The sequence below is a fragment of the Anabaena sp. FACHB-595 genome, assembly GCF_048568275.1.
Classification (GTDB): domain Bacteria; phylum Cyanobacteriota; class Cyanobacteriia; order Cyanobacteriales; family Nostocaceae; genus Trichormus.
Window position 1 is genome coordinate 3635275 of record NZ_CP183473.1, and the last position, 19543, is coordinate 3654817.

Below are 19543 nucleotides of genomic sequence, written 5' to 3' on the forward strand. Positions count from 1 at the left end.
TCCCCAGTCCCCAGTCCCCAATCGCCAGTCCCCAATTCCCAATCCCCAATCCCTAAACTTTCCCAAATCGCCGTTCTCTTTGCTGATATGCACATAAGGCGCGATGAAACTCTGTACGGTCAAAATCTGGCCAGAGAGTATCAGTAATATAGATTTCCCCATAAGCCATTTGCCATAGTAAGAAATTTGAGAGGCGCATTTCGCCACTGGTACGGATTAATAAGTCTGGGTCGGAAATTCCGGCTGTGTATAAGTGGCGTTCAAATACTTCTTCGTTAATTTCATCTGGTTGTAGTAGACCTTGCTGAACTTTTTGGGCGATCGCCCGGCAAGCTTGTAAAATCTCCTGCCTTCCTCCATAATTGGTGGCGACAGAAAACCGAATACCGCGATTATTTTTAGTTTCTTCCATAGAGCGGGAAATTTCCGCTTGCAGCGATCGCGGCAAAGCTGTTAAATTTCCTACAAACTGAATCTGCACATTCTCTTCGACCATTTCCCGCAGTTCTTGACGTAAAACTCTTTGAAACAGAGTCATCAGAAACTCTACTTCTTCCTGTGGTCTTTTCCAGTTCTCTGTGGAAAAAGCATAAGCAGTCAGCGCCTGAATCCCCCAGTCTCTACAGCAACGTAGTAAATCCTTGAGGGCATCTACTCCTCGCTTATGACCCATAATTCGGGGTAGACCTTGACGTTTAGCCCATCGACCATTGCCATCCATAATTACTGCAACGTGTTTGGGCAGTAGTTCTCGTTTTAAATCCAGGGGCAATTCTTGCAGTTCAGTTTGTTGTATTGTCATTTTTTATCTTGAGAAGCGGTCTTATCCCTACGGGGAAGTAAACTACGCGTGGCACGTCGAAGACGTGGTAAACCGGGTAAACGTGAAACCAGTGCTAGTGTCTGATCACCTATCTGACGACCCAAACTGAACAAGCCGGGAGCAACGGCTTCCCGATCTACTATCGGGGACAATCGAGCTTCTAATGACTCTTTCAGCTTCCTAATTGTCAGGGGTCTATTTAGAGTTCCCCTTTCCGCTAAGGAAATAGAACCCGTCTCTTCTGATACAACGACACAGATACAGTTTTCGACCCGCTCAGTAATCCCCATTGCTGCCCGATGGCGTGTTCCCAACTGGCGTGAGGCTGTGCGTCCCGAAAGCGGTAAAATTATACCCGAAGATACGATCCTTGAGCCACGAATTAATGTTGCTCCATCATGTAATAGGGTTTTTGGCTGAAAAATTGTCTGTATTAGTTCCTTGGAAACGTCCGCATTGAGTTTGACTCCAGGCACAGAAAAATCTCGTTCGTCGATGGGGCCAGTGGTTTCCAAAATTAGCAAAGCTCCAATTCGGTTTTTCGAGAGTTCCTTTACCGCTTCCACGATTTCATCAATTACACTATCAGACTTGGGAATGGTTAGATTGGCTGGTTGCAATAATTGTCGGAATTCACCACGCCCTAGTTGTTCTAAAAATCGCCGAAATTCTGACTGGAGAGCAACAGCCATTGCTACAGCACAGCCAATCACTAATTTTTCCAGCACAAAATTTAGCAGTGGTAGACCAAATCTACCACTGAGCGCTGATGCCAGCATCAAAACAATAAATCCTCGCACCATCCACAAAGTCCGGCGCTCACTAATGATCACTAGTATCATGTAGGTCAACACCAGCACCAATACAATATCCAGAGTCCCAAGCAGCAAGGACTGTGACCATCCCAGGTTTGCCAGCCATTGCTTCCCTAAATCTCTCATGACATCTGGATTCTAATAGTCATTTGTTAGTTGTCAGTTGTCAGATGCCAGTAGTCAGTCTTTTTTAGCTACTGACTACTGACTATTGATCACTGACTATTTAAGTCTTTCTGGTAAACAATCTTGCCGAATTAAGTCTTGATAAGTTTCGCGTTGCAAAATTAAGTTTGCTTCGCCATTTGCCACTACAACTGCTGCCGGTCGGGGTAGGCGGTTATAGTTAGAGGCCATACTGTAATTGTACGCACCAGTTGCCATAACTACGAGAATATCGCCTGGTTCAGTTTTTGGTAGTTGGGCATTTTTAATCAGAATATCCCCTGATTCGCAATGCTTACCCGCAATAGTAACTGTTTCTGTATGGGGGGCAGATAATTTATTGGCAATTACTGCCCGATAAACTGACTGGTAAGTAATTGGGCGTGGATTATCAGACATACCCCCGTCTATGGAAACGTAGGTACGGATTTCCGGTATTGTTTTAGATGAGCCAACAGTGTATGCGGTGATGCAGCTGGTAGCAATGAGCGATCGCCCTGGTTCAGATAATAGCTTTGGTAAAGGCAAGTTTTCGGCTGCACAAGCTGCTTGCACTACTTCACAAATCGCCTTCACCCACTCATCAATGCTTGGTGGATCGTCTGATTCTACATATTTAATTCCCAAACCGCCACCAACATTTAATTCGGTGACATTCAAACCATATTTATTCGCATCCCTTAACCACTGCACCATGACAGCAGCTAAATCTCGATGGGGTTGGCGCTCAAAAATTTGCGAGCCAATATGAGCGTGTAATCCTACGCAGTTGAGATTTGGTTGCTGGCTAACAAACTCAAAAACCTCAGCCAAATCGTTGGGGTCAAAGCCAAATTTACTATCCAGGTGTCCTGTGCGAATGTATTCGTGAGTATGACATTCTATACCAGGAGTTAAGCGCAACATGAGCCGGATTGGCTCTTCTGAGTCGGCTAAACTCGCCAATATACGCAATTCATACCAATTATCTGCAACGATTGTTACACCAGATTCAATTGCTAAAACCAGTTCCTCACGAGATTTATTATTCCCGTGGAGGTAGATTTTAGCGGGACTCACACCAGCAGCTAGAGCAGTGTAGAGTTCGCCTCCCGAAACTACGTCAATTCCTAAACCTTCTGAGGCTGCGATCGCACAAACAGCTAAACAATTCCATGCTTTAGAGGCATACAATACCTGAGATTCTCCAGGATAATATTTTTGGAAACCATCCCGGTATTGCTGACAAGCTGTGCGTAGGGTTTCTTCATCTAATATATATAGAGGTGAACCAAACTGCTCAACTAGAGTTGTGACATCACACCCACCAATTTCCAGGTTTCCTTGACTGTTAGCTTTAGCAGTTAGAGGTAAAAGTTCCTGGTTGGGAGAAATATTTGTATTTGTGTTGCGCCTTTGAGGTAGATACTGAGTACCAGCATCTTGAACCCCAGCCGGGTGAGTCGATACCATAACTATATAAATTGTCCTTGTTCAAATTACGGGCGTGAATTAACTGTCCCGATCCCAGTTTACAAAGGGTTTGTAATCTTATCCAAATAAAAGTGATCTCATCAAAATTAAAACTTCAATCACTCACCTCAAAGGATTTAAGTGCAATCCTCGAACTAGATCAAGCCTGTTTTGGTGGACTTTGGACTATGGAGGGCTACCAAAGAGAGTTGGATAGTCCCAACAGCGATCTACTCGGTCTATTTTCCCCCACTTCCTCCATCAAACTTTTGGGTATGGGGTGTTTTTGGTCAATTGTCGGAGAAGCCCACATCACAATTTTGGCTGTTCATCCCCAATATCACCGTCAAGCTTTAGGACAGGCTTTATTATATTTTCTCTTGAGAACAGCTAGCGATCGCGGCTTAGAAAGAGCCACCCTCGAAGTCCGAGCCTCGAACCTAGCCGCAATATCTTTATACCAAAAGTTTGGGTTCCAAACAGCAGGAAGGCGGCGTGCTTATTACCAAGATAATGGTGAAGATGCCCTCATACTCTGGCTTCCAGACTTGCAATATCCCCAATTTCAAAAGACATTGGCGCACTGGGAAACCATTATCCGAGATGACCTGCAAAAATATTCTTGGTCATTGGTCAGTTGACAGTTGTCAGTTGCCATGGGTCAATAGTAATTCTTCTTTGCTCCCCCTGCCCCCTCTGCTCTTCTTACTCCTCCTCCCAAATACACACCCCGACCTAGTTGTCGATATGGAAAACAACTAAGTTAATGAGAAAATATCTATTTTTCCTGAAATCAAATCATCAGAATATTTAATAGAAGAATATTCTTGCTTTTGAATAACATATCTAACTAGAGATACTCTTGATTAGAGTAGCCTATCTGTGCTAATAATAAATATTTGTGATCGTTTAATAAAATCACAAATTTAATAATCGTTTGTATTTTATTCAAGCCCAAAAATGCTGATAAACTCAAACTCCTCAGTAAAGTTGGCAGGGCGACAGTAATAAACAAATAATAATCAAGCCATCAACTTGTGTGATAGCTGTTGGATGCTGATTATCTTTGGATACAGACATCCAAACTCTTAGCCTGTGCTAAAATCAGCGTACCGGCACGACGCAGGTGATGGGAAAAATGCCATGTTTGAACGCTTCACAGAAAAAGCCATTAAGGTAATCATGCTGGCCCAAGAAGAGGCCCGCCGTTTAGGTCACAACTTCGTCGGAACCGAACAGATCCTCTTGGGTCTGATCGGGGAAGGTACGGGAGTTGCGGCCAAGGTGCTGAAATCGATGGGTGTCAATCTCAAAGATGCCCGCATTGAGGTAGAAAAAATCATAGGCCGGGGTTCAGGCTTTGTGGCCGTGGAAATTCCGTTTACGCCACGGGCAAAGCGGGTTCTGGAACTATCCCTAGAAGAAGCGCGCCAATTAGGCCATAACTACATTGGCACCGAGCATCTGCTGTTGGGCCTGATCCGGGAAGGGGAAGGTGTGGCAGCCAGGGTGCTAGAAAACCTGGGGGTGGATCTATCTAAAGTTAGAACTCAAGTCATCCGAATGCTGGGAGAAACAGCAGAGGTTTCGGCGACCGGGCAATCGGGACGCACCAAAACACCTACTTTGGATGAATTCGGATCGAACCTGACCCAAATGGCAACTGATAACAAGCTTGATCCTGTGGTGGGACGCGCCAAGGAAATCGAGCGAGTGATTCAGATTTTGGGTCGCCGGACAAAAAATAACCCCGTATTGATTGGTGAACCTGGGGTTGGTAAAACCGCGATCGCCGAAGGTCTAGCATCACGCATTGCTAACAAAGATGTCCCCGACATCCTTGAAGATAAGCGTGTTGTCACTCTAGATATCGGTCTACTGGTCGCAGGCACCAAGTACCGGGGTGAATTTGAAGAACGCTTGAAGAAAATCATGGATGAGATTCGTCAAGCGGGTAATGTAATACTTGTAATAGACGAAGTACACACCCTCATCGGTGCAGGTGCTGCCGAAGGTGCGATTGATGCGGCAAATATCCTCAAGCCAGCCTTGGCAAGAGGTGAATTGCAATGTATCGGTGCGACAACCTTAGATGAGTACCGCAAGCACATCGAACGGGACGCAGCGCTAGAACGCCGCTTCCAGCCAGTGATGGTCGGTGAACCCTCCGTCGATGAAACAATAGAAATTTTATATGGTTTGCGCGATCGCTACGAGCAACACCACAAGCTGAAAATCTCCGATGAAGCTTTAGTCGCGGCGGCGAAATTATCTGATCGTTATATTAGCGATCGCTATCTGCCAGACAAAGCCATCGACTTGGTTGACGAAGCTGGTTCGCGCGTGCGGTTGATGAACTCTCAGCTGCCCCCCGCAGCCAAAGAGTTAGATAAAGAACTGCGCCAAATCTTAAAAGAAAAAGATGATGCAGTCCGTTCCCAAGACTTTGACAGAGCTGGGGAACTGCGCGATCGGGAAATGGAAATCAAAGCCGAAATCCGCGCGATCGCCCAAAGCAAGACCAATGCTTCTGGTACCGAAGGTCAAGAACCTGTAGTTACAGAAGAAGACATTGCTCACATCGTGGCTTCGTGGACAGGCGTTCCCGTCAACAAGCTCACCGAATCTGAATCCGAAAAGCTGCTGCACATGGAAGATACCTTGCACCAGCGCTTAATCGGACAAGAAGATGCGGTAAAAGCAGTTTCACGGGCAATTCGTCGCGCTCGTGTCGGTTTGAAAAATCCCAACCGACCCATTGCTAGCTTTGTCTTCTCTGGGCCGACTGGTGTTGGTAAAACCGAGTTGGCGAAATCCTTGGCTTCCTACTTCTTCGGTTCCGAAGAAGCAATGATTCGCTTGGATATGTCCGAGTACATGGAACGCCACACCGTCAGCAAGTTGATTGGTTCACCTCCTGGTTATGTTGGTTATAACGAAGGTGGTCAATTAACCGAAGCTGTGCGCCGTCGTCCTTACACAGTGGTGCTGTTCGACGAAATCGAAAAAGCCCACCCCGATGTCTTCAATATGCTGCTGCAAATTTTAGAAGATGGTCGGTTAACAGATGCGAAAGGACGCACCGTAGACTTCAAGAACACCTTGCTGATTTTGACATCCAACATCGGTTCCAAGGTAATTGAAAAAGGTGGTGGTGGTATCGGCTTCGAGTTCTCCGAAGATCAAACCGAAACACAATACAACCGCATTCGCTCCTTGGTGAACGAAGAACTGAAGCAATACTTCCGTCCTGAGTTCCTCAACCGTCTAGACGAGATTATCGTCTTCCGTCAGTTGAGCAAGCTAGAAGTTACCGAAATTGCGGACATTATGCTCAAAGAAGTGTTTGGTCGCCTCACCGAAAAAGGTATCACTTTAGAAGTAAGCGATCGCTTCAAAGGACGACTCATCGAAGAAGGTTACAGTCCGAGCTACGGTGCAAGACCGTTACGTCGGGCAATTATGCGCTTGTTAGAAGATAGCCTAGCAGAAGAAATTCTGTCAGGTCGCATCAAAGATGGCGATGTCGCCCTCATTGATATTGATGAAAACGGCAATGTGCAAGTTACTTCTCAACAACGCCGGGAATTATTACCCCAAGGTGTTGAGTCATAGTTAAAGTTTGGGATTTGATTCTCAAATAAAAATTAGCAAGCGGTAGAGCAATTAACGTTCTACCGTTTTTCTTTTTTTGATCAGCCACTATGACTCATATACATCCACTGATTTTGACTGCTTTAAACTATTTTGAGTTAGATATTTAGCTCTATCCTTTAGAATTTCTACTAATCCATAAATTTCGTCTAGATTTGAAATGGATTTTTTAGCTTCTTTACCATCCACATCAATAATGCCGATATATTTTTTACTTGACTTAAACCAAAGTCGGCAAACAGTTTTGGATACCTTATTCTCCATGTTAATGCCAAAATAGTTTTTTGTAGCTCTAAATTGAAGTTGGCTAATATCAATAACTTCTCGTAAGATAGCCTTAATAATTAAAAACCCTTCCGTTTCTTCTTCTGTTATAGAAATTTCATTCTCAGATGAGGAAGAATCTGCTTCTATGTCTACTTCGGTGTCTTGAATAGAAGTAGATTGTGCGCCTGAAGTTATAGTGTCAGGAAGATCAATAGCTGATTTTAATCTATCTGTGATTCTGTCATTAATAAATTCCTTGAGAGAACGCTTTGTAATTTCTGTAAATTTATTTGTGACTGATACAGTTAATTTTCCTGTATATACTTGGCTGGCGAAAAATTTAACAAATTCCGGTGACGGTTCAGTAAGCTGTTCTGCCATAAGGCGTTTAATCTCTTTTGTGTAAAGAAGGTTTTTGGCAAAATCTGCCATTTGCTCAGGATTAAAGGCTATTTTAGAAAATCGTTTAAGCTCATTCACCATAGATTCATTAAAATCCATCATGTTGAACTCAAAGAATGGTTTCTCATCCATAACATTAGTTTTCTCTGTATCAGTGTAAAACCTATAGAGAATACCATTAGTTAAGATACCAAACTTAGCTTCTGTAGCATGAAAGTATCTATGTAATTGTGAGCTATGTTTTGGATGTTCTAGACTCGCTCCACACCATTTACATTCAATAAGAATGATAGGAACACCATTCATATTAATTGCATAATCTACTTTTTCTCCTTTTAAACCAGGTACATCAGCCGTAAACTCAGGGCATACTTCTGTTGGATTAAAAACGTTATACCCTAGTGCATTAATAAAAGGCATTACAAAAGCGTTTTTGGTAGCTTCTTCAGTCAAGACTTGCTCTTTTAGTTTTGGAATTTGCTGAGAAACAGCTTTTATTTGATCAATAAAATCCATAGTTTTTAGTAGATGAAACTAGTTAAAAGGCGAATGCAAGTAACCTATTTTTAATAGCTAAATAACTAAGTAAATTTGCATCCTAAATTACATCATCACCGTAATATTATCTCTGTGCCACCGAGTTATTACTGTTCTTACACGAAGGTTTTTCTGACAAAAATTTGGTAAAATTACTTACAGAAATAAAACTTATTATTATCCTGTTCAAGAGTATGAGCTTTTAGTAAAAAATTTTAAGTTGCCTAATCGCAATCTTAAGGACATAAAAACAATGTTGAATTTAGACCTGATTCGGGACACTAAAGTTTATCAAGAAGCATTTGAAGAAGGGAAACTACAGGCTAAGTTGAAAATAGTACCAATTTTGCTGGAATTAGGATTAAGTATTCAGCAAATAGCGGAAAGATTAAAAATAGATACAGATGTAGTCAGAGAATGAGCAAGGCGCTAGTATTTTTTAGATGACTAATAACTGGGAATTTACAGAAGTATTGATTGATCTGATGTTATCGCCTCCATACATTCTTGTATTACTATGCGACAGTGAGGGAAACTGTCAAATGTATGATCCGAAACAGGGTGATAAGGTTGTATTTTCTAGTAATAATTATGAAGCTGCTAAGTTATGGTTACTAGAAGATGAGTATGAACAAGTTGAAGGTAGGCTATTAGTTACGGAATTATTTTAACTGGAGCAATGGATTATGGTGTGCGATCGCTTTTAGGGTAGCTGACTGTAGATATCGCTGTTAGTGGAGTAGTGCGATCGCACGAAAAATTTTGATACGCTACGATCAACACAAGTCGGCAATTACTGTTAATTTAAAAAGTAGCAATAATTTCCAAAAATGAGGTCAGATAAATTATGACTAATACAAAACCTGTTCGTCTTCGTCAACTAGGGAGAATATTTCCAGAATTTACAATTCCACCGGAAGAATTAGCTAGACGGGAAGCTGAAAAAAATACTCGTGGACAAAAAGCGCGTGTTGTTTTTGATCAAGTTTTTCCACAATTAATAGATGAACATTACAACTGGTTTATTGTGATTGAACCAAACAGTGGTGATTATTTTATTGATACAGATGAAAATATGGCTGACAAAAAAGCACGCCAAAAATATCCTACTGGTTGGCTTGTTACTTTCCGTCTCAATGAAACAGGTACTTGTGGACGGATATGATTTCAGGGAGGTTTGGTGAAATTGGGGAGCTAATTTTTGATATGGAGGTTATTTCCAGTGATGGAGATAGTTATCCTATTGAAGTTTTATTAGACACAGGATTTACATCTGGTTGGTTGGCACTTGATATACAAGATGCTGAAAGTTTAGGATGGCCATTAATTCAACGCGATAGCATTATGCAAATGGCCAGAGGTGAAGCTTTCTTTAATATATATGAAGGTAAAGTGGTATTAGATGGACAGGAGTACATTATTTCTGTCTTAGCTGCTGATGGACTACCTGAGCCTCTTTTGGGGTTACAGTGGTTAAAAATGTTGCCTTTATCTGTGAATTTTCTCGATGGAATATTAACATTGGGGTGAAGATAGGTTAATCAGTTTTGAATAGAGTTTGTGTGTTAGTTAAGTATAGCTATCGCTGTTAGTGGAGTAGTGCGATCGCGCGCGACATTTTGATAAGCTACGATCAACACAAGTCGGCAATTACTGTTAATTTATGGAAACATCAAAATTTACTACTCAGAGAGATAACACACAACTAGAAACAATAGACATTGCTGTAAAACCTCAAAGCATAAACCGACGCGAGTTTATGAAATTGCCATTAGAAGAAAGGCGGCGCATACTAGCAGAACAAGCCGAGCAAATGTTACTACATTACCAACAAGATAAAGAGTGGCAAGAATTAGAGACAGGAGATTTGCTTGATTACTAGCTCTCCTACCGCTAGACGGGGCGATATTTGGCTTGCTAATTTTGACCCAACACTAGGAGCAGAAATCAAAAAAATCAGACCTGCTGTGGTAGTAAGTTCTGATGGTGTTGGTAAATTGCCAATTAAATTAATTGCGCCTATCACAGATTGGAAAGAATACTATGCTGGTAATATATGGCACGTCAAACTTGAACCAGACACCAGTAATCATTTAACCAAAACTTCTGCTGTTGATGTTTTACAATTGCGCGGTATGGATGTGCAAAGATTCATCCGTAAAATAGGGGTTTGTTCGCCTGAAGTCATGGAAGATATTGCTATGGCTATTGCTGCGATAGTCGAGTATTTCTAATAAATCATTTGATAATCACACAAGCACTAAATTGGCAGCAGTATAAACCCATTGTAGGTATCGTTGTTAGTGGGGTAGTGCGATCGCACGCAACATTTTGATAAGCTACGATAAGCACAAGTCGGCGATTACTGTTAATTTATTGATATTCTCAAACCTGATGCTATTGCTTTAAGTGGTAGAGAATTAATTCTTCCCTACCCTTTTTGATATTTGTTGAATGTGTGACGCGAAACCTGATTAAGGCGAATTTTGAGTATTTATTCCTCCACAGGTGTGAGTTTTACAGGATACAATGGCTCAGATCCGTTTAACTGCCAAATTCTAAATACCAATGCAGCCGCTACAGTTAGCCATATACAAGAAAAAGATAAAATCATTCCCGCTACATGGTTAGTTTGCCAATAAATTGCTGTCACAACTAAAGCAGATAACCAGGGGCCTAAAATTACTACAGGAACAGCCGCGCCTAGTCTTCGTTCTACAGTAAAAATTGTATTCCAAGTATCCCCTAAAGCCAGATGTACTACAAACATAATGAAGGGTAGTACTAAAAATTGATGATTCATTTGCTGCCAAACTAACACAGAAGAAATTACTCGCAAAACTGCAATGATCATCCAGACTATGGGAAATGCTAAAGGTGGAGGAGACCATTTTGGTCTGATTACTTGGTCATAAGTCTGACGAGAACGGGTATTATCTAGAAGAGAGAAAATTCGGGAACGGATACTTAATAGAGTAAAAAATAATGCTGTCAATAAAGTGCTAAACCAATTGGGAAAAGAAGAATTGCTATCTATCAATATGATTAATTTTTCCATTCCTAACAACGCAAGAATCATGACTGCTATTTGTAAGATAGTCCCTAGTTTATAAACTAAAACAGCTTTGATATCTAGTTCTTGTGTAGTGGTTATTGATGTATTTAGCGATTGTTGTTGATTACCAGTTTTTACACCCATTACTGTGTTGACAAACTGTTCCAGTATTCCACTATTTTTGGACTTATTCATAATTGAGAAATTGCAGTAGCTTTTAACTATTAACAATGATTTATTATATAATAATGTGATTTCTAAAAATGATATTTATTACTAATTTATAAGATTCAATTAGGTTTCAAATTGAGTAGTTGATTAACTTTGTGTAATTTATATATTTTAACATCTAGCTTAAGGCTGATATAAATTAATAAAATCCATCTTCATATAAATTAATAAATATCTTTCAAGGTTTTTGTCAAAAAAATATGACTTTAATTTGGGTAATCTTCAACCTCAATATTTGATTCTGGTGGAAAAATTTGACTAGCTTTAATAAACCCCACTTGGTTATAGGTGTTTGCAAGGCTTGATTAGTAAGAACTTCTGCAAAAATCACCCAAAATCCTTGTAGATTAAAGCTGAAATACCAGTAATTCTATCGGGTAAGTAGGCTTATAAATTCCTATGTTGAAAGTACTATTGACTCCTTAAAAGGATGTGGTTACTGTTATGAGTAGTCCTTGTAAAAGGCTATTTGTACATCAAAGATTCACGAGGTATTTCCTATGATGATGATGATGATGACTGAATCTATGACCGCCGAAATGCAAGCCTGTATGAAAGCTTGTATGGATTGTCATAAAATGTGCATGGAAACCATGACTTACTGCATGAGCAAGGGCGGTATGCAGATGGACATGAGCATGATGGGTATGATGCGCGACTGCTCGGAAATGTGCATGATGTGCGTGAATATGATGATGGGTGGTTCCGAATTTATGGGACGCACTTGTATGTTGTGTGCGGAAATGTGCGATCGCACTGCTATGGCTTGCGAACAAATGAGCGGTGATCAAATGATGATGGACTGTGCAATGGCTTGTCGCAAATGTGCAGAAGCTTGTAGATCCATGCAAATGATGCCTGCTTAATTCCATGACTTAGCAGAAGTTTCTCTGCAACCTAATATTCAAGCGCTCAGGCTGTTTAGTCTGGGCGCTTGAAGTTTAAAGAGGGTAGAATGAGCGCAGTGTGTAGCCAAGAAGCACACAAGAGTGTTGTTTAAGTAGCCGCGACAATCATCTATTCAGGTTAAATTACGAATTACGAATTACGTCTGTGGCTAAGGGTAGATGAAACATTTAAAATCCCGTTCCCAAGACTTGCGGAGCTTGTTTGAGAACAATATCACAATTGAATATGTAGCTGAAGCCTTGAAAGCTGTACCAGCAGAGGCGGAAGTAGTAGAGGTGTTGGGGTGGATGCGATCGCAAGATTTTGATGTTGTTGGGGTGGAAACGGGTGATACAATAACTGGCTATATTGAACGCGCTAGTTTAGTGCAGGTTAAATCTGGTAAGTGCGGTGACTATCAGCGAGTGTTTCATCCTAAGGAACTGATTGCGATTTCTACGCCACTGATGAAGTTACTACCCATCTTGCAACAAAATCCGCGTTTGTTTGTTCTCGACTGCAATCAGGTGAGTGGGATTATTACCTGTGGTGACTTGCAGAAAGCGCCTGTGAGAATGTTGCTCTTTGGTTTAGTTACTTTGCTGGAGATGAATCTGTTGAGGTTGGTAAGGCTTTACTATCCCCAAGACGCTTGGCAGAAAGTTCTCAAGTCTGATCGCCTAGAAGTTGCGCGCAGGTTATGGCGTGAGAGTCAAGAAAGAAACGAAGCCACAGATTTACTAGATTACCTGCAATTTTGTGACAAGCGAGAGTTAGTCTTACATCAACCAGAACTGCTGGAACAACTAGAACTAAAATCAAAACGCGCTGGTGAACGGTTTTTAAAATCTGCTGAACAATTACGCAACCGATTAGCCCACGCCCAAAGTTTAGTTAGTGGTTCTTCTTGGAATGATTTAATTTCTTTAGCAGAAGCGATGGAAAAACTCCTAATTCGCTGTGAAGAAATAGAGTGATAACCAAAGTTGCTATGTAGATATGGTTTCTCGATTTGGTAATTGGTAATTGGGAAGAAACTCTTCAAACGCAGAGGGGCGCAGAGTAAAACGCGGAGGAGCGCGGAGATTGCCTAATTTTATTAATGTTGTACTTAGTACCTCAAGAGATTAGGAAACGCTATAAATATTATCAATTAGCTATTACTCATGACTAGCACATGAATTTATAAATAGCAACTTACGTTATATAGCTGTAGCCAGATAGATTAGGACATCAAGCTAAGATAAAATCCTGATAAAACAAGGCTTTCTAGTCTGTCAACCGTCAACCGTCAACCGTCAACAGCTATATATCCTCCTGATACTGTGCTAACAACTTGGGAATGTAATCATAGCCATCCACACCAATAATTGATATAATCCTACTCCGGCTTTGCTGTAGTAAATTTTGAAAAGCTTCTAACCCGATTTGCCCTTGTAAAATAGTCAATAGTCCGGCTGCTTGTCGCCATTCTAGGGAGGCAATTTGCTCTAATAAATACATTCCCAGACAACCAGTATAAACAGCTTTTTCCAAATTTTGTAATTGATAACAAGCTTCAGCTAGATAAGCTAAATTTCGACCTTGGAGATACAAATCACCAGAAATTTGTGCTGTTTTAAAACCATCTTCTAAATATTTAATAGCATCTTCTGGTTGACCAATAACTAAATATGCAATACCTAAACTACTGACACATAAAGCCTTACTTTGAATATCACCTGATTTTTCTGATAACTTTAACCCTTGTTCTAAATAACTAATTGCCCTTTCATAGGTTTCTGGCTCTGCTTGCTCCAGCTTTTGCGCCTGCATCACTTCGCTGTAACCTAGATTTACCAGTGCATTAGTCTCGCCTGTCTTATCCCCTGCTTGCCTACTCAACATTAATGCTCTCTGACTATTATTGATCGCCTCAGCATAATCTTGCTCTTGTACATAAGTACGGCTGAGGTGATTGAGGTTGGCGATTTCACAAGGGCGATCGCCTGCGTTCCTGGCTATTTCCAATGCTTGCTCATGAAACTTGATAGATCGCTGATATTGCCCCAATGCACGTTGAGAATAGCCTAAAAGCGTCAATATTCGCGCTTTCTCTTGGGTTCTCTCTACTCTGCGTAAGGGTTCATCTAAATAATCTAAAGCATCCCGCAAATAACTACCAGAAAATGACGCAAAAATCCCACCGTAGAGAGGAAAATAGGGACGCTGGGCAAAGGTTCGTAGAGTTTGCAACATGATTTGCGAACAGCCATTGCTATATTCGGCTTTACCCTGAAAACCGCTTGCTAACTGACTCCAAAGCACTGCAAAAGTCAGAAAAGTAGAAATCGACAACTTTGACCCTGCTTGAATATTGTATGCTTGCTGGTCAAACCAGTTAACTAACCCTCGTTGCAAATACTGGAAAATTAACGCGATTTCTACCCAATCAGCGAGAGTAATACTACTATGCTGTTCTACAAATGGGATGGCAGATTGTTCTACAGCTAGGCTGCGAAATAACGCCTGGGGTAATTCACTATTGACTTTTTTTGCCCAAGTCGCCCAAGGGCCAGTTTCTCCGGGTACACCACCAAACCCCAGTGCTTGATTAGACTCATACATCCAGCTAACTAGGTGTTCTTGTAACCTTTGCCAAGCTGTTACACCACGGATGATTCCTTGTGATATTTGCTGGATATCAGGATCAAACTGGGCGAATTGTTGTAATGATTTGCCTAATTGCTGGAGTTGTGAAAGATTTAGGGGATTCTTGAGATTAGGGTCAATAATACTTAAAAATGTAGCTAAACGATCGCTTGTTGATGCTGTGGTGATTTCCTGCACGGCTGAGGCGATCGCTTCTGTGGCTTTATTCTGCTCCGCATATCTTTGCCATTGACTTTGAATCGTCTTAATAGCTCGTAAACTCCGGTTAGCCTTAGCTTTTTTTAACTCATCTTTTTCGCTGTCTACCTGAGTTTGGCTGGTATTGAGGCGATCGCTCAACACTAACTCAAACACTTCCCCTGTCCCAGCAAGTATACCTTTTTGCAGCATTTGATACACCATTTCTACAGAGCTAATTTTGCCCTGGAGAGTCATCTGGACAATTTCATCAATGAGAGCAAGATAGCGATCGCGCAATGGCAAAGATTCTGTCACTTTAGCTAATAGAGAACGTCACGTTAATTTTAATTTTAGGGGTGTAAGGGTGTGGGGGTGTAAGGGTATAGGGGAAATAAATATTTCTTCATCCCCTTACATTATAAGGATGGCAGGCTTGTTAACTAATATGGCTGGATGAGAGGATGTAGGGTATAAGTGAAAAAAATCATACGTATTATCGATATCCGAGCCAGTCCGTAGATTATCTACACCCCCACACCCCCACACCCCCACACCCCCACACCCCTAAACCCTTACACCCCTAATTCTACTCACCTTACCAACTGCGCCGCAGAATTAAAAAACTGCCGACACAATCCTTTAGTTAGTAAAACAGTTGTTAACAGGTTGGCGATCGCAACCATAAAGATAATCACAATCTCATAAGATACCGCATCCAGAGCATTAATCCCAGCAAGTAACTGTCCGGTGGTGATTCCGGGGATAGCTACCATCCCGACAAGCATCATTTGATTCAAGGTGGGGAGTAATGCGGCTCTGATGGCTTCCTTACGGTACTGGCTGACAGCTTGTGCTGGAGTTGCGCCTAAGCTCAAATGAGTTTCGATTTCCGTGGGAAAAGAGTTCATCGAACTGACAAGCCGTTCCCCAGCGATCGCCGCCGCATTCATCGCATTACCCAACACCATCCCCGCCAGGGGAATTACATAGCGCGGTTCATACCATCTATCTGGTTGAATGATTAAGAAGGTGGTGTAAAACACCGTCAGGGTAGTACTTATGAAAATTGCTCCCCATACCAAAGGCAATACATAAGGAATTTTCTGACTGATGCGATTTCGTGCGACAATCGCCGTAATCGTCAGTATCACCCCTAAAATCGCCAAAACTGCCCAAGGATTGTCCAGAGCAAAGATGAAGTCTAAAACATACCCCAAAACCAATAACTGTAGGATAGTTCTGCCAGTAGCGATCGCTAAATTCAACTCTAGCCCCAATCCTTCCCAAGCAGACAACCCAATAGCGATCGCCATCAATCCTACCGCCATCACCAAATCCACCAAATCCAAACTAATCAAACCCTGCATCTCTTCTCCACTCCCTAATTAGTCAACAGTCAATAGTCAACGGTCAACAGTCAACAGTCAACAGTTAAACGCTAAAAATGAAGGTTTTGCACTATGGACTAATGACCAATGACCAATGACCAATGACTATCCCACTATGTCAGTTGTCGAACAGGCACTCATAACTTACCACTGCTCTAAGTCTTACCCATAAAATTACTTCAGTAATAATTCTTGTTTAATGCGTATCTAGAGCGACACTCTTTTTAAATTTCTTTAAAGAAAAATTTCCCCAGTCAAAATTGACAATCGGAATGTATTCTTTGTATCTTCAGACAAAATGAAAACTCATGATCCAAAGCCTAAGTTCGATTCCCGCCTTTGATATCAAGCAGCAATATGCTTCCATAGAAGCCGAAGTCAGCAGAGCCGTTGTCGATGCGCTGGCTTCCGGGCGTTATATTGGTGGCCCTCCAGTCGAAAGTTTTGAGCAACAGTTTGCTGCTTATCATGGCGTTACTGATTGTGTAGCTTGTAATTCTGGTACAGATGCCCTATTTCTAGCTTTACGCGCCTTAGGAATCGGTGCAGGCGATGAAGTAATTACTACACCCTTCACCTTTGTCGCTACGGCTGAAGTGATCAGCGCTGTAGGTGCAAAGCCGGTATTTGTTGACATCGATGAGATAAGTTTTAACCTCGATTTACAACAAGTAGCGGCGGCGATTACACCCAAAACCAAAGCGATTATCCCAGTGCATTTATTTGGACAGCCTGTGGATATGACAAAGCTCATGGCGATCGCTCAAGCTCACAATGTCGCAGTAATTGAAGATTGCGCTCAATCTACAGGCGCAAGTTGGGACGGCAAAAAGGTCGGTAGTATTGGACATATTGGTTGTTTTAGCTTCTACCCCACCAAGAATTTAGGTGCTTGCGGCGATGGTGGCGCGATTACAACCAATGATCCAGAAATTGCTGCCAAGGTGCGGATCATCAAGGAACATGGACAGAGACATCGTTATCAATATGAAGAAATAGGTGTTAATAGCCGCTTAGATGCCATTCAAGCAGTAATTTTGCAGATTAAACTACCATATCTTGATATGTGGAATCGGCAAAGACAAGCGATCGCTGCCTATTATCAAAAATTCCTCAGTCAAATTCCCGGTATCATTCCCCCGCAAGAACTAGCTGGTGGCGTGAGTGTGTGGAATCAATATACTATTCGCGTCATCACCGCAGGACGGAATGGCAATAGCGCCACACATCGGGAGACGGTAAAAAATAGCTTGCAAGAAAAGAAAGTAGGCTCAATGGTTTACTACCCCTACCCTTTACATTTGCAGCCAGTTTATCAATATCTCGGTTATCAACCAGGACAATTACCAGTTGCAGAACAAGCGTGCAATGAAGTCTTATCCTTACCCATGTTTCCCGAATTAACAACCGAACAGCAAGATCAAGTGATTTATGCTCTGAAGGATATTCTTTTGTAGGCAGAATGGGGAGTGGGGGAAGAGTTTTTAAATATTTCTCCCTCATCTCCCGCATTACTAACTAACGCGATGTGGGACTTATTCTTAAAACCCCTCTCCAAACCTCTCCCCTGCAAGGAGGCGCCACTGCGTTGCGCGGGTTCCCCGCGTTGTAGCAAGTGGCGTAGAGGCTTTAATTATTACTCCCCTTCCCTACAAGGGAAGGGGTTGGGGGTTAGGTCTGGGAGAAAGTTGCACACGGCGTTAACTAGACAATTGCACGCTCAAAGGTTTTCAAAGCTTCCACTAAGCCGCGCACCGCAGCAATCATAGCTACTTCGCTATTGAGTTGGTTGATAGCAGAACCGACACCAACACCAGCCGCACCGGAGGCGATCGCCAGAGGTGCAGTAACATTAGAAATACCCGAAGCACACAATACTGGTACTGATACAGCACGAGAAATTTCATAAGCTGCTGCCAAAGTGGGAGCAGCTTTTTCAATTAATCCCAGGCTTCCAGGATGAGTCGGCTGGCTGCTTGTACCGCCTTCGGTTTGGATGATATCTGCTCCAGCTTTTACCAATTCTTCGGCTAGCTGTACCTGTTGATCTAGTTCTAGGATGTGAGGAACAGTCACAGATAGGGTAATTTCGGGTAAGAGCGCGCGGGTTTGTTTAGTCAGCGCTAATACTTCCGCAGCCTCAAATCTGCGTCCTTGAGCATAAAAAGTATCAAAATTACCGATTTCAATCAAATCTGCACCAGCTTCTACGGCTGTGACAAATTTTTCTGGATCTACTGCTGATACACAAACTGGTAAATTAATCAATTTTTTAGCTAACTGAACCAATCCAGCATCGGCGGCGATATCCACAAAAGTTGCACCACCAAGTTCAGCAGCTTTAATAATAGCTGCGACGCTATCAGCGTCAAAGTTGTTCAAACCACTAATTACTTTCAGTACACGGCCGTTGGTAAATGCCCGTTGTAGTGTAGAAGACATAGCCATAGTTATTCTGTTGAAGCTACGAAAATTAGGTTTATTCTACCGCCCCTCAGATAAAGACAGAACTAATTCATTTAAAAAAAGAGTAGAAAATACTTGCAATCTCAAGATGTGATGACTTAACCTGAGTAGGAAACGATGCTAGGTAACTGTCAGCTAAGGGTTAATAGTTCTAAATTGTGACCATTTGGGTCGTAGAAATAAAAACCACGCCCTCCTTTTCTATGGTTAATTTCTCCTTTGTTGTGGTGCATGGGGTCGCTACTATATTCCAGACCAGCTTGTTTGATTCTGGCAAAGATAGTATCAAATTCTTCATCGCTGACATGAAAAGCATAATGATGAGACTCAAATGTTTCTCTGTCATCAAAATCAAGTGTGAGTGTGTCATTAACTCGCACAGCCGCGAAATGACCCACAGATTCGACGTTTAAACCAAAAATTTGAGCAAAAAATTGTGCTGAGGCTTCTTTATTATGAGCAGGAACTATAGTGTGATTTAAAGAGATTGTCATCATCTTTTGCCTTCAAAATAGTTTCTAGGTTTAACTCTAGAATGCCTTGTAAAATTTTGTTTTGCCCTCCTCAT

At 41.8% G+C, this 19543-nt stretch carries 20 protein-coding genes; 11 read left to right on the forward strand and 9 right to left on the reverse strand.

Features of this window, described 5'->3' with window-relative positions:
- Positions 1 to 52: 52 nt before the first annotated feature.
- The 3 genes from ACN222_RS14960 to lysA all read right to left on the reverse strand — a co-directional run bounded on the left by ACN222_RS14960 (position 53) and on the right by lysA (position 3255).
- Positions 53 to 802 carry an isoprenyl transferase gene (locus ACN222_RS14960; RefSeq protein WP_010997146.1) on the reverse strand — a complete coding sequence of 250 codons (750 nt, stop codon included), beginning with the start codon at positions 800 to 802 and terminating at the stop codon, positions 53 to 55.
- The gene (gene cdaA / locus ACN222_RS14965) at positions 799 to 1764 is read right to left on the reverse strand and encodes a diadenylate cyclase CdaA (RefSeq protein ID WP_010997147.1); all 966 of its coding nucleotides are present in this window, start codon (positions 1762 to 1764) and stop codon (positions 799 to 801) included. The genes ACN222_RS14960 and cdaA overlap by 4 nt, the downstream gene beginning before the upstream one ends.
- Before the next feature lie 96 nt (positions 1765 to 1860).
- A complete protein-coding gene (lysA, locus tag ACN222_RS14970) occupies positions 1861 to 3255 on the reverse strand; it encodes a diaminopimelate decarboxylase (protein WP_010997148.1) in 1395 nt (464 codons plus the stop codon).
- A gap of 92 nt (positions 3256 to 3347) precedes the next feature.
- Between lysA and rimI the strand changes: the two genes are divergently transcribed.
- Complete coding sequence (gene rimI / locus ACN222_RS14975; RefSeq protein WP_010997149.1) at positions 3348 to 3896, forward strand: ribosomal protein S18-alanine N-acetyltransferase; 549 nt, start codon at positions 3348 to 3350, stop codon at positions 3894 to 3896.
- A gap of 502 nt (positions 3897 to 4398) precedes the next feature.
- A complete protein-coding gene (locus ACN222_RS14980; protein ID WP_044521582.1) occupies positions 4399 to 6870 on the forward strand; it encodes an ATP-dependent Clp protease ATP-binding subunit in 2472 nt (823 codons plus the stop codon).
- 87 nt (positions 6871 to 6957) lie between these two features.
- Here the strand turns inward: ACN222_RS14980 and ACN222_RS14985 are convergent, their stop codons facing one another.
- Complete coding sequence (locus ACN222_RS14985; RefSeq protein WP_010997151.1) at positions 6958 to 8094, reverse strand: type I restriction endonuclease; 1137 nt, start codon at positions 8092 to 8094, stop codon at positions 6958 to 6960.
- A gap of 274 nt (positions 8095 to 8368) precedes the next feature.
- Between ACN222_RS14985 and ACN222_RS14990 the strand changes: the two genes are divergently transcribed.
- From ACN222_RS14990 to ACN222_RS15015, 6 genes are all read left to right on the forward strand, one after another.
- The gene (locus ACN222_RS14990; protein WP_010997152.1) at positions 8369 to 8536 is read left to right on the forward strand and encodes a hypothetical protein; all 168 of its coding nucleotides are present in this window, start codon (positions 8369 to 8371) and stop codon (positions 8534 to 8536) included.
- Between the two features lie 22 nt (positions 8537 to 8558).
- Complete coding sequence (locus ACN222_RS14995; RefSeq protein ID WP_010997153.1) at positions 8559 to 8786, forward strand: hypothetical protein; 228 nt, start codon at positions 8559 to 8561, stop codon at positions 8784 to 8786.
- 176 nt (positions 8787 to 8962) lie between these two features.
- Positions 8963 to 9280: a hypothetical protein gene (locus tag ACN222_RS15000; protein ID WP_010997154.1), complete on the forward strand. Its 318-nt coding sequence runs from the start codon at positions 8963 to 8965 to the stop codon at positions 9278 to 9280.
- Between the two features lie 41 nt (positions 9281 to 9321).
- Complete coding sequence (locus ACN222_RS15005) at positions 9322 to 9645, forward strand: aspartyl protease (RefSeq protein ID WP_231865463.1); 324 nt, start codon at positions 9322 to 9324, stop codon at positions 9643 to 9645.
- 133 nt (positions 9646 to 9778) lie between these two features.
- Positions 9779 to 9997, forward strand: a complete 219-nt coding sequence (locus tag ACN222_RS15010) for a hypothetical protein (RefSeq protein ID WP_010997156.1) — start codon at positions 9779 to 9781, stop codon at positions 9995 to 9997.
- Positions 9987 to 10349: a type II toxin-antitoxin system PemK/MazF family toxin gene (locus ACN222_RS15015; protein WP_084789103.1), complete on the forward strand. Its 363-nt coding sequence runs from the start codon at positions 9987 to 9989 to the stop codon at positions 10347 to 10349. Before ACN222_RS15010 ends, ACN222_RS15015 begins: the two co-directional genes overlap by 11 nt.
- A 260-nt stretch (positions 10350 to 10609) precedes the next feature.
- Here ACN222_RS15015 and ACN222_RS15020 read toward each other — a convergent pair whose 3' ends face one another.
- Positions 10610 to 11365 (reverse strand): TspO/MBR family protein, encoded by a 756-nt coding sequence (locus tag ACN222_RS15020; protein WP_010997158.1) that lies wholly within the window; start codon positions 11363 to 11365, stop codon positions 10610 to 10612.
- Between the two features lie 539 nt (positions 11366 to 11904).
- Between ACN222_RS15020 and ACN222_RS15025 the strand changes: the two genes are divergently transcribed.
- Both ACN222_RS15025 and ACN222_RS15030 read left to right on the forward strand, forming a co-directional pair.
- On the forward strand, positions 11905 to 12267 hold the full coding sequence (locus tag ACN222_RS15025; protein WP_010997159.1) for a four-helix bundle copper-binding protein: 363 nt from the start codon (positions 11905 to 11907) through the stop codon (positions 12265 to 12267).
- 201 nt (positions 12268 to 12468) lie between these two features.
- Complete coding sequence (locus ACN222_RS15030) at positions 12469 to 13266, forward strand: hypothetical protein (protein ID WP_010997160.1); 798 nt, start codon at positions 12469 to 12471, stop codon at positions 13264 to 13266.
- A gap of 328 nt (positions 13267 to 13594) precedes the next feature.
- On the opposite strand, the gene ACN222_RS15035 is transcribed toward ACN222_RS15030, so the two are convergent.
- Positions 13595 to 15436, reverse strand: coding sequence for a tetratricopeptide repeat protein (locus tag ACN222_RS15035; RefSeq protein WP_010997161.1), 1842 nt, complete (start codon positions 15434 to 15436; stop codon positions 13595 to 13597).
- Positions 15437 to 15711: 275 nt separating this feature from the next.
- On the reverse strand, positions 15712 to 16488 hold the full coding sequence (locus tag ACN222_RS15040; RefSeq protein ID WP_010997162.1) for an ABC transporter permease: 777 nt from the start codon (positions 16486 to 16488) through the stop codon (positions 15712 to 15714).
- A 329-nt stretch (positions 16489 to 16817) separates the two neighbouring features.
- Between ACN222_RS15040 and ACN222_RS15045 the strand changes: the two genes are divergently transcribed.
- Entirely contained in the window at positions 16818 to 17966 is a 1149-nt protein-coding gene (locus ACN222_RS15045; protein WP_010997163.1) for a DegT/DnrJ/EryC1/StrS family aminotransferase, read from the forward strand.
- A gap of 247 nt (positions 17967 to 18213) precedes the next feature.
- Here ACN222_RS15045 and ACN222_RS15050 read toward each other — a convergent pair whose 3' ends face one another.
- Both ACN222_RS15050 and ACN222_RS15055 read right to left on the reverse strand, forming a co-directional pair.
- A complete protein-coding gene (locus tag ACN222_RS15050) occupies positions 18214 to 18957 on the reverse strand; it encodes a DUF561 domain-containing protein (protein ID WP_010997164.1) in 744 nt (247 codons plus the stop codon).
- Positions 18958 to 19106: 149 nt separating this feature from the next.
- Complete coding sequence (locus tag ACN222_RS15055) at positions 19107 to 19469, reverse strand: VOC family protein (protein ID WP_010997165.1); 363 nt, start codon at positions 19467 to 19469, stop codon at positions 19107 to 19109.
- Positions 19470 to 19543 lie beyond the last annotated feature (74 nt).